Raw genomic sequence first — 11182 nt, 5'->3', positions numbered from 1 at the left:
AGAATCCATTAACATAGCCAGCAAAACAAACCGCAAAATATAACCCGAATTTGGCTTGCCTTAGACGTATTTCACCCAAGATTTGATGATTGTTTTGCTCCAAAATACGGGCATACTTGCAATCATGGGATTTAATCGGATGGACTCTGCGGCCTACCTTGCCAATCAGATGGCGAAGGGATTTGCCCGCTCGTTGCAACAACGGGCGGCGGGGCTTGGCTTTTCGCCCGGCCAATTTCCGATCCTGCTCGAATTATGGTCCGAAGACGGGCTGACGCAGAAACAATTGCTGGAGCGCGTCGACATCGAACAGGCGACGATGGCCAACACCCTGTCGCGCATGGAACGCGACGGGCTGGTGGAACGCCGGCCGCATCCATCCGACAAACGCGCGCAACTGGTCTTCCTGACCGGCAAGGCCACTGCCATGCAGACGGAAGCCGTCGAGGCGGCGATGGCGGCGGACAAGGAACTGTTCCGAGGCTTCCGCAGCTTCGAGCGCGAACTGCTGCTCGAATATGTCCGGCGCATCCTGGAAAACGCCAAGCAACTCTAGCTCTGTCTCTCGCGTTCAATTGATCGGGCATTCGGAAGTTTTCGATTTTCCTGCCTCGAAACCGGGCCGGCTTTGGTCTATCGTCCGGCCAATTTTCACGTAAGGAGTCGGATATGACCGATGTATCGCCCGTTCTCGACCGTGCGGACCAGAACCTTCCGTCCAGCCTCGATAATCTGTTCGAACTGCTGCGCATCAAATCCATCTCGACCGATCCGGCCTTCAAGGCGGAATGCCGCAAGGCGGCGGAATGGCTGGTCGCCTACCTGACCTCGCTCGGTTTCACCGCTTCCGTGCGAGATACACCCGGCCATCCGATGGTCGTCGCCCATCACGACGCAGCAAATGGCGATGCGCCGCATGTGCTGTTCTACGGCCATTACGACGTGCAGCCAGTCGATCCGATCGAGCTTTGGGAGAGCGATCCCTTCGAGCCTGCCGTTAAGAACTTGGGCAATGGTCGCAAGATCCTGACCGGCCGCGGCACCTCCGACGACAAGGGTCAGTTGATGACCTTTGTCGAAGCGGTCCGGGCCTACAAGGAAATCAAGGGTGCGCTTCCGGTCCGCATCAGCATCCTGTTCGAAGGTGAAGAGGAATCCGGCTCACCGTCGCTGAAGCCTTTTCTCGAAGCCAATGCCGCCGAGTTAAAGGCGGACTATGCGCTGGTCTGCGACACCGGCATGTGGGATGGCGATACGCCGGCAATCTCGGCCGGCTTGCGCGGCCTCGTCGGCGAAGAAATTATCATCAATGCCGCCGACCGCGACCTGCATTCCGGCATGTTCGGCGGGGCGGCGGCTAATCCGATCCATATCCTCGCCGGCATCCTCGCCGGCCTGCATGACGAGACCGGCCGTATCACGCTCGACGGCTTCTATGACGGCGTCGAGGAGACGCCGGGCAATATCAAGGCTTCTTGGGAAACGCTCGGCATGACGACGGAAAAATTCCTCGGCGAAGTCGGTCTCTCCATTCCCTCGGGCGAAAAAGGCCGGTCAGTGATGGAGCTCACCTGGGCGCGGCCGACGGCTGAGGTCAACGGCATTACCGGCGGCTATACCGGCGCCGGCTTCAAGACCGTCATCGCCGCCAAGGCGTCGGCGAAAGTTTCGTTCCGCCTCGTAGGGCAGCAGAACCCGGAAGCAATCCGCGAGAGTTTCCGCGCTTACGTGCGCTCGAAGGTTCCGGCCGATTGCTCGGTGGAATTCCACGAGCATGGCGCCTCGCCGGCAATCCAACTCTCCTACGATTCGCCGGTGCTGACCAAGGCGAAGAATGCTCTTTCCAACGAGTGGCCGAAGCCGGCTATCGTTATCGGAATGGGCGGATCGATCCCGATCGTCGGGGATTTCCAGAAGATGCTCGGCATGGAATCCCTGCTGGTCGGTTTCGGCCTCGCCGACGATCGCATCCATTCGCCGAACGAGAAATACGAGCTGAAATCCTATCACAAGGGTATCCGCTCCTGGATCCGCATCCTGGATGCGCTTGCCGCTTAAGCTACTAAGCGGTGCTGGTGCCTCTCACCTTCTCCTCTCGGGGAGAAGGTTCCAACCCCAACGGCTGCTCCAGCAGCATCGTCGGTTCAACCGGAAAGAGGCTATCTGCCGACCACGTCGAAGGCATGCGCCTTGCCGAGCACGCTGACATGGACAGTGCTGCCGATCTCCGGCAGGCCGACGCTGGAGCTTTTGATGGTGAGCGGCGCGGCGCCTACAGCATTGGCAAGGGCAAGCGTCACCGTGCAGACCGCGCCGCCGAATTCGACGTCGATGACCTCGCCCGCGCATAGGACACCGGAAGTTTCGCCATCGATCGCATTGAACCGCAATTGCTCAGGGCGCAGCATGATTTCCGCCCGGCCCCGGCGGCCGTTCGCGTCGGTCGGGATGCGGCCAAGCGCGCAATCGGCAAAGCCATCGCCCAGTTCCGCCGGCAGCAGGATGGCGTCTCCAAGGAAAGTGGCCGTCTCGCGGTCGCAGGGATTGAGATAGAGCGTTTGCGGCGTTCCGGCCTGCACCAATTTACCCTCGCGCAGCACGGCCACCTGATCGGCGAAGGAGAGCGCTTCCGCCTGGTCGTGCGTTACCAGGATCGTGGTGATACCGGCGTTCTGCAACACGCGGGCAACGGCCTTGCGCATGTTTTCTCGCAGGCCGGTATCGAGCGCGGAAAAGGGCTCGTCCAGCAACATCAGCCTGGGCTTGCGGCCGAGCGCACGGGCAAGCGCCACGCGCTGCTGCTGGCCGCCGGAGAGCTGGTGCGGGCGACGATCGAGCATGCCGCGATCGAGCTCCACCATATCGATCAGCGCGTTGATCTGTTCGGCGCGATCGGCCAGCCCGCGCTCCATCCCAAAGCCGATATTGTCCGCCACGCTTAAATGCGGAAACAATGCGCCGTCTTGCGAAACGATGCCGATGCCGCGGCGGTGGGCAGGCACGACGGCTGGCCCATTCGCCAGCAGATGATCTTCCAGCACCACCTGGCCGGCATCCGGAGTCTCGAAGCCGGCGATGATGCGCAGCAGCGTCGTCTTGCCGGAACCGGAAGGGCCGACGACGGCGGTGCGGCTGCCGGCGGCGACCGTGAGGTCGATATTGTCAAGCGCGTGCACCGGGCCATAGTGCTTGCTGATATTCTTGATCGCCAGAAAGGTCATTGTCCGGCCGTCCGCTTGGATTGCGCATAGAGAAGAAGGGTGAGCGGCAGCGACAGCACTACCATCATGAAGGCATAGGGCGCGGCGGAGACATAATCGATCTCGCTGGTGAGCGACCAGAACTTCGTCGCCAGCGTCTCCGTGCCGTTGGGCGACAGCATCAGCGTCGCCGTCAATTCGTTGGTAATGCCGAGAGCCGCAAGCGCCACGCTCGCCGCGAAACCGGGAGCGGCAAGCCGCATGGTGATCTGCCGCACGGCTTGGCCCGGCGTGCGTCCCAACGCCATGGCGGCGCGTTCGAGCTCGACCGGCGCCTGGGCGATGCTGGAGCGCAAGCCCACCATGGCGCGCGGCAGGAACAGCAGGACGTAGGCGAGCAGCAGTGTCGCAAAGGTCTGATAGAGCGGCAGTATCAGCCGCACGGTGATCGACACCAGCGCCAAAGCGACCACGACGCCCGGCAGCGAGCCGACATAATAGTGGCAGGCTTCGAGGATGCGCTGTAGCCGGCCGGGCGCGCGTACCGAGAGCCAGGCCATGGGGATAGCGGCGATGGTGGCCAGCACACCGCCTGCAACGGCAAGCACGATCGTCTGCAGCAAAGTTGAGCCGATCGTATCCATCCGCCAGATGCCGGCACCGCCGAGATAGAGCCAGCGCGCCAGCGTCACGAACGGCACGCCGAGCGTCAGCACGGCCGCTGCCAAGGGCAGCGCAATGGCCGGGATGACGAACCAGCCGAGACGACGGCGGTCCGCCGGCCGGGCCGCACCGGAGCCGACACGGGCATACCGCTCATTGCCGCGCACCAAGACCTCGATGCCGAGCAGCAGAAGGCAGCAGAAGACGAGAACGCCGCCGAGCATGTTGGCGGCCGGGCTGTTATAGGCGGACTGGAACTGGTCGACGATCGCCGTCGAAAAAGTGTCGAAGCGGATCATCACGTAGAGACCGTATTCCGCCAGCAGATGCAGCCCGATCAGCAGCGAGCCGCCGCAGATGGCGAGGCGAAGCTGTGGCAGGATCGCCCGGAAGAAGACCCGCCAGGGGCCGAGGCCGAGCGAGGCCGCGGCATCCTCGATCGCCGGATCGAGGCGGCGCAACTGTGCAGCCACCGGCAGATAGAGGAAGGGATAATAGGCAAGCACGGAAACCAGCACGCCGCTCCAGAGCCCGCGCATGCCCGGCAAGAGGCTGACCCAGGCGTAGCTGTGCACGAAGGCGGGCACCGCAAGCGGCGCGACCGCCAGCCAGGACCAGATGCGGGAACCCGGGATATTCGTCCGCTCGGTCAGCCAGGCGAGCGTGACGGCAAGCGCGATGCAGAGCGGGATGGTGCAGACTTCGAGAAGGACTGTATTGGTCAGCAATTCGCCGACGCGACTGCGGAAAATGAGCGCAATGGCGTCGCTCCAGCCGGTGTCGACCATGATCCAGACAATGAAGCCTAGCGGCACGAGGCTCAGAAGGGCGACGACGGATGCAAGGGCGATGACGGAAGCGTGCGGGACACGGCCACCGGACGCAGCGGTCAACGGAGGTAATCGCAGGGCAGCGGCCTGAGCGGCCGGCGCGGCATATGTGTTCTTCTGCAGCAAGTCTTAGCTGCCTTTCACGCCCTGAAATAGGAAAGCAATCGCCACTAAAGGCGATTGCCGGGATCGAAATGGCCGAATGGCCATCCGCATGCCCCTAGCAGGGCATGCGGACCGGATGCAAGGGGCTACCCTTCATTGACGCATAAGCCTTTCCGAAAACCGCTTCGCAGTTTTCGGGGTTATGCGTTAGATCAACCCGGCTTCGGTCATGAGATCGGTGACCTTCTTGCTGTTCAGCTTGGAAGGCTCGACCTTGGGCGCCTGCAGCTCGGAAAGCGGCACGAGCTTCGGGTTGGACTGAGCACCATTGCCGACGGCATATTCATAGGAATCGCCATCACGCAGAACGGCCTGGCCGCCCTTGCCGGTGATCCACTTCAGGAACGCCTGAGCTTCCTTCTTATGCTGGCTGGAGGCGAGGACGCCGCCGCCGGAGATGCTGACGAAAGCGCCCGGATCCTGGTTCTTGAAATAGTGCAGCGCGACGTTCTTGCTGTTTTCGCCCGTCTTCGCCTGATCGCCGAACCAGTAATAGTGATAGATCACGGCACCCTCGATCTCGCCGGCATTGACGGCCTTCATGGCAACGCTGTTGCCCTTGTAGGGTGTTGCGTTTTCCTTCAGCGCCTTCAGCCAGGACTTGGTGACGTCCTCGCCCTTCAGTTCGAGAAGCGCGCTGACGATCGCCTGGAAGTCGGCGCCGGCCGGCGAGGCACCCCAACGGCCCTTCCACTTGGGATCGGCGAGGTCGAGCAGCGACTTCGGCAGATCGCCCTCTTTCAGCTTGGTCTTGTCATAGGCGAAAACCGTCGAGCGGGCGGCAACGCCGACCCAATCGCCATCAGCCGCCTTGAAGGTTTCCGGTACCTGCGCCAGCGTATCGGCATCCACCGGTGCAAAGAGCTTGCTGGCGTCGACCAGCGTCATGCCGGGAGAATTTTCGGTCAGGAACACGTCTGCGGGAGATGCGGCGCCTTCCTCGACGATCTGGTTGGCGAACTGCATGTCACTGCCGTTGCGGATCGTCACCTTGATGCCGGTTTCCTTGGTGAAGCCATCTGCCCAGGCCTGCGTCAACGCCTCGTGCTGTGCATTATAGACGACGATGCCTTCAGAATCGGCGGCGTTGGCCGTCAGCGGCGCAAGCGCAAGACCCGCGGCAAGCGCCAAGGCGCTGGTGAGATGGGTAAAGGAAAAAGTCATCGGCATCCTCTCGCTGAAACCCGTCCGTGACGGTGGTGCGGTAGCCTATATTTTTCTTGACTATCGTTTTCAAGTTTCAGCACGTTCTTTTTTATCACAAAAGTTTGAAAAGGGAGTCAAGATTTGGGGGTCGCTCCCTGACAAGGTCCGACCAAGTGCGGGAGATAAAGGTCTGATCAAAGAAAAAGCCGCGGCGCTTTCACACCGCGGCTTTCTTGATGCTTCAAAGCTTCGATCAGTTGTCGCGCGTCTCGAGCGTTTTGCTGAAGAAGATCGCAACGAGCGTGCAGACGACGCCCGAGAGCAGGTAGAGGCTGGTATAGACTAGGCCGAACTGGCTGGAGAGGGCGAGCGCGACGAAGGGTGCGAAGCCGGCGCCGATCAGCCAGGAGAGGTCCGAGGTCAATGCCGAGCCACTATAGCGATAGTTCCGGCTGAAGCGTGAGGCGCTGGCGCCGGCGGCCTGGCCGAAGGAGAGGCCGAGCAGCGTGAAGCCGACAACCACGTAGATATGGCGACCGGTGACACCGCCATCGAGCAACCAGGGTGCGACGAAAGCAAAGGCCGCGATCAACACAGCGCCAAGGGCAAGCTGGTTGCGGCGGCCGATACGGTCGGCGAGCAGGCCGGAACAGACGATTGCGGCGATACCGCAGATCGCACCGAGGAATTCCACCAGCAGGAACGAACCGGGGGATTGCGCGCTGTAGAGCGTCACCCAACCAAGCGGAAACACCGTGACCAGATGGAAGGTCGCGAAGCTTGCCAGCGGCACGAAAGCGCCGATCAGCACGTCGCGGCCATGCACGCGCAGAAGCTCCGTCATCTTGACCGGTTCGAGTTCATGGCGCTCCAGCAACGCGCCGAATTCCGGTGTGGCGACCAGGCGGAGCCGGGCGAAGAGAGCCACGACGTTGACCATGAAGGCGCAGAAGAAGGGATAGCGCCAGCCGTACTCCAAGAAATCGAACGTCGAAAGACTCGTTACGAAATAGGCGAAAAGAGCGCTCGCCAGCATGAAGCCGGTCGGCGCGCCGAGCTGCGGGATCATCGCATACCAGCCGCGGCGATCGGCGGGCGCGTTGAGCGCGAGCAGCGACGCCAGGCCATCCCAGGCGCCGCCGAGCGCTAGACCCTGGCCGATGCGCAGGGCCGCGAGCAGGATGATCGCATAGACGCCGACTTCGCTATAGCCGGGCAGGAAGCTCATTGACGCCGTGGAGCCACCGAGCAGGAACAGCGCGACCGTCAGCTTGACGCCGCGGCCGTAGGTGCGGTCGATCGCCATGAAGATGAACGAGCCGATCGGGCGGGCGATAAAGGCAAGCGAAAAAACCAGGAAGGAAAGCAGCGTGCCCTGCAAGGGATCCGCGAAGGGGAAGATCAGCTTCGGGAAAACCAGGACCGATGCGATGGCGTAAACGAAGAAATCGAAAAACTCGGACGTGCGACCGATGATCACGCCGATGGCGATATTGCCGGGGTCGACAGTGGCGCGAGCATGCATGTTGCGTGCATCGCGTTCTAAACCTGAAGACGTTGGATTTAAGGATTCATGTGTGGCGCTGGCCATATACGGGAGCCTCCCTCTCCGGACGCGAATTCCTCCACGAAATCGCGTCGAGGTAAGATGTTTTATCAAACTTACGAACTTATCAAGTATCGTGCATGGAATAATTCGCGAATTGGCGATTGGATCTGGCCTAATTTCCGTCTTTTGCCGCCACAATCCCACGGCGGCGCGCTGCGGCCGGTAGCCATATCCGCCGATCTCGGTATATTAGCCGCAACAAAGCAACTGCGCGTTGGAAAACCTTCTGGATTTCTCAAGATTTTCCCGATAGGGGAAGTTGCGCCCCGATACCGCATTGCACCCAAGCTTGCTGCGGTGCGACGAAACACCTCATACCGTTCATGACCGCCGTCCTTTAGTCGCCATACGGTCAATAACAAAAAGAGCTTTGAGACGTGCCAAGACTATCGAAGATTTTCAGCCGCTTATCCGTCCTACCGCTCATCTTGCTGCTCTCGGGCTGCAACATGGTGGTGATGGCTCCCTCCGGCGACATCGCCGTGCAGCAACGCGACCTTATCGTCGTCTCGACCGTCCTGATGCTGTTGATCATCATACCGGTGATTTTCCTAACCCTGTTCTTTGCCTGGAAATATCGCCTGTCGAACACGACAGCACCCTATAATCCGGACTGGCATCATTCGACCCGCCTCGAGCTCGTCATCTGGTCGGCGCCGCTCGCCATCATCATCGCGCTCGGCGCGGTGACCTGGATCAGCACCCACCAGCTCGACCCCTACCGGCCGCTCGACCGCGTCGCCGCCGGCAAGCCGGTGACCACCACGACAAGACCGCTGAATGTCGAAGTCGTGGCGCTCGATTGGAAATGGCTGTTCTTCTATCCCGATCTCGGCATCGCCACGGTCAACGAAATGGCCGCGCCGGTGGATGCGCCCATCAACTTCAAGATCACGGCCTCCTCGGTGATGAACTCGTTCTTCATTCCCGCGCTCGCCGGCCAGATCTACGCCATGCCTGGCATGGAAACGAAGCTGCATGCCGTCATCAACAAGCCGGGCGAATATCAGGGCCTGTCCGCCAACTACAGCGGCGCCGGCTTCTCGCATATGCGCTTCAAGTTCCATGGTCTGAGCCAGGCCGACTTCGACCAATGGGTCCAGAAGGTCAAGAGCCAGGGCTCGACCCTCGGCCGCCCGGAATATCTGACGCTCGCCAAGCCGAGTGAAAGAGAGCCGGTGCGTTACTACAATTCGGTCGACGACGGCCTATACGACGCCATCCTCAATATGTGCGCCGATCCCAGCAAAATGTGCATGGGCGAGATGATGCATATCGACGCCAAGGGCGGCGCCGGCAAGGACAGCCAGGAAAACCGCGAGCGCCTGATCTACGACAACCGCGGTGCGGATGCAGGCGAAGTGACGCCGGTCAAGGCTGACGGCAGCGCTGGCCATACCATGCAGCAAGGCGACAACTCGATGCAGGGCATGGGCTCCATGCAGGGCATGGATATGGGCAACGGCTCTTCTTCCGATTCGTCGACCGGTTCGGCGCAGCATCAGGGTCACTGATCCGGTGCGCTCAATAACAAGACATTCATAAGGGACAGAGGCGATCCATGTTTTCCAACCCGGACCTCTATAAATTCATCTTCGGTCGGCTGACGCTCGATTCGATTCCCTATCACGAGCCTATCCTCGTCGTGACCTTCATCGGCGTTGCCCTCGGCGGTATCGCCCTTCTCGGCCTGCTGACTTATTTCCGTCTTTGGGGCTATCTCTGGAAGGAATGGTTCACCAGCATCGATCACAAGAAGATCGGTATCATGTACGTCGTGCTGGCACTCATCATGCTGCTGCGCGGCTTCTCCGACGCATTGCTGATGCGCCTGCAACAGGCGATCGCCTTCAACGGTTCCGATGGCTATCTGCCGCCGCACCACTACGACCAGATCTTCACCGCCCACGGCGTCATCATGATCTTCTTCGTGGCGATGCCCTTCGTCACCGGCCTAATGAACCTCGTCGTGCCACTGCAGATCGGCGCACGCGACGTCTCCTTCCCCTTCCTCAACAACTTCTCGTTCTGGATGACGACGGCCGGCGCGATCATCATCATGATCTCGCTCTTCATCGGCGAATTCGCCAAGACCGGCTGGCTGGCATATCCGCCGCTTTCCGGCATCGCCTATAGTCCCGACGTCGGCGTCGATTATTACATCTGGGGCCTGCAGGTCGCGGGTATCGGAACGACGCTTTCGGGCATCAACCTGATCGCGACCATCGTCAAGATGCGCGCTCCGGGCATGACCTTCATGAAAATGCCGGTCTTCACCTGGACCTCGCTCTGCACCAACATCCTGATCGTCGCGAGCTTCCCGATCCTGACCGCCACGCTCGCATTGCTGACGCTCGATCGCTACGCCGGCACGAACTTCTTCACCAATGACCTCGGCGGCAATCCGATGATGTATGTCAACCTCATCTGGATCTGGGGCCACCCGGAAGTCTACATCCTGGTGCTGCCGGCCTTCGGCGTCTTCTCGGAAGTCGTCGCCACCTTCTGCGGCAAGCGCCTGTTCGGCTACGCCTCGATGGTCTACGCCACCTGCGTGATCATGATCCTCTCCTACCTCGTCTGGCTGCACCACTTCTTCACGATGGGCTCGGGCGCCAGCGTCAACTCCTTCTTCGGCATCACGACGATGATCATCTCGATCCCGACGGGTGCGAAGCTGTTCAACTGGCTGTTCACGATGTACCACGGCCGCATCCGCTACGAAGTGCCGATGCTGTGGACCGTCGGCTTCATGGTGACCTTCACCATTGGTGGCATGACCGGCGTCATGCTCGCGGTTCCGCCGGCCGACTTCGTGCTGCACAACTCGCTGTTCCTGATCGCCCACTTCCATAACGTGATCATCGGCGGCGTGCTCTTCGGCATGTTTGCGGGTGTCAACTACTGGTTCCCCAAGGCCTTCGGCTTCAAGCTCGATCCTTTCTGGGGCAAGATGAGCTTCTGGTTCTGGCAGATCGGCTTCTGGTTCGCCTTCATGCCGCTCTATATCCTCGGCCTGATGGGTGTTACCCGCCGCGTCAACCAGTTCGACGATCCGTCGCTGCAGATCTGGTTCATCATCGCAGCCTTCGGCGCCGGATTGATCGCCATCGGCATCGCCTGCTTCCTCATCCAGCTCGCCGTCAGCTTCATGAAGCGCGAAGAGCTTCGCGATCACACCGGCGACCCCTGGAACGGCCGTACGCTGGAATGGTCCACCTCGTCGCCGCCGCCGGCCTACAACTTCGCCTTCACGCCGATCGTCTATGATCACGACGCCTGGTGGGACATGAAGAATCGCGGTTACAAGCGTCCGACGGAGGGTTTCATCCCGATCCACATGCCGAAGAACACTGGCACGGGCGTCATCCTCGGCGTTCTCTCCATCGCCTTCGCATTCGGCATGATCTGGTACATCTGGTGGCTCGCCGCCATTACCTTCGTCGCCATGATCGCCATTACGATCGGCCATACCTTCAACTATAAGCGCGACTTCTACATTCCCGCCGACGAGGTCGTGAAGACTGAGGCCGAGCGCACGAAGGCGCTCGCAGGACAGGTATAAGACC

General features: G+C 60.8%; 9 protein-coding genes. 5 read left to right on the top strand and 4 right to left on the bottom strand.

Annotated features, from left to right (window positions below):
- Nucleotides 1–139 precede the first annotated feature (139 nt).
- Both QA648_RS18060 and QA648_RS18055 read left to right on the top strand, forming a co-directional pair.
- Complete coding sequence (locus QA648_RS18060; RefSeq protein ID WP_283048471.1) at nt 140–556, top strand: MarR family transcriptional regulator; 417 nt, start codon at nt 140–142, stop codon at nt 554–556.
- Between the two features lie 113 nt (nt 557–669).
- Entirely contained in the window at nt 670–2058 is a 1389-nt protein-coding gene (locus tag QA648_RS18055; protein WP_283048470.1) for a M20/M25/M40 family metallo-hydrolase, read from the top strand.
- A 101-nt stretch (nt 2059–2159) separates the two neighbouring features.
- Here the strand turns inward: QA648_RS18055 and QA648_RS18050 are convergent, their stop codons facing one another.
- From QA648_RS18050 to QA648_RS18035, 4 genes are all read right to left on the bottom strand, one after another.
- On the bottom strand, nt 2160–3221 hold the full coding sequence (locus QA648_RS18050) for an ABC transporter ATP-binding protein (protein WP_283048469.1): 1062 nt from the start codon (nt 3219–3221) through the stop codon (nt 2160–2162).
- Nucleotides 3218–4819 (bottom strand): iron ABC transporter permease, encoded by a 1602-nt coding sequence (locus QA648_RS18045; protein ID WP_283048468.1) that lies wholly within the window; start codon nt 4817–4819, stop codon nt 3218–3220. Before QA648_RS18045 ends, QA648_RS18050 begins: the two co-directional genes overlap by 4 nt.
- Before the next feature lie 186 nt (nt 4820–5005).
- Entirely contained in the window at nt 5006–6022 is a 1017-nt protein-coding gene (locus QA648_RS18040) for an iron ABC transporter substrate-binding protein (RefSeq protein WP_283048467.1), read from the bottom strand.
- A gap of 235 nt (nt 6023–6257) precedes the next feature.
- Nucleotides 6258–7595, bottom strand: a complete 1338-nt coding sequence (locus tag QA648_RS18035) for an MFS transporter (RefSeq protein WP_104821576.1) — start codon at nt 7593–7595, stop codon at nt 6258–6260.
- A gap of 57 nt (nt 7596–7652) precedes the next feature.
- Here QA648_RS18035 and QA648_RS18030 point away from each other — a divergent pair, with 57 nt between their 5' ends.
- From QA648_RS18030 to cyoB, 3 genes are read left to right on the top strand one after another with little or no spacing between them, the layout of a single operon-like run.
- A complete protein-coding gene (locus QA648_RS18030; protein WP_158704411.1) occupies nt 7653–7940 on the top strand; it encodes a hypothetical protein in 288 nt (95 codons plus the stop codon).
- Between the two features lie 50 nt (nt 7941–7990).
- Nucleotides 7991–9127, top strand: coding sequence for a ubiquinol oxidase subunit II (cyoA, locus tag QA648_RS18025; RefSeq protein WP_283048462.1), 1137 nt, complete (start codon nt 7991–7993; stop codon nt 9125–9127).
- Between the two features lie 47 nt (nt 9128–9174).
- Nucleotides 9175–11178 carry a cytochrome o ubiquinol oxidase subunit I gene (gene cyoB, locus QA648_RS18020; protein ID WP_104821574.1) on the top strand — a complete coding sequence of 668 codons (2004 nt, stop codon included), beginning with the start codon at nt 9175–9177 and terminating at the stop codon, nt 11176–11178.
- Nucleotides 11179–11182: the final 4 nt, after the last annotated feature.

Source organism: Rhizobium sp. CB3171, assembly GCF_029714265.1.
Classification (GTDB): domain Bacteria; phylum Pseudomonadota; class Alphaproteobacteria; order Rhizobiales; family Rhizobiaceae; genus Rhizobium.
This window is presented reverse-complemented; position numbering and strand designations above follow the sequence as displayed.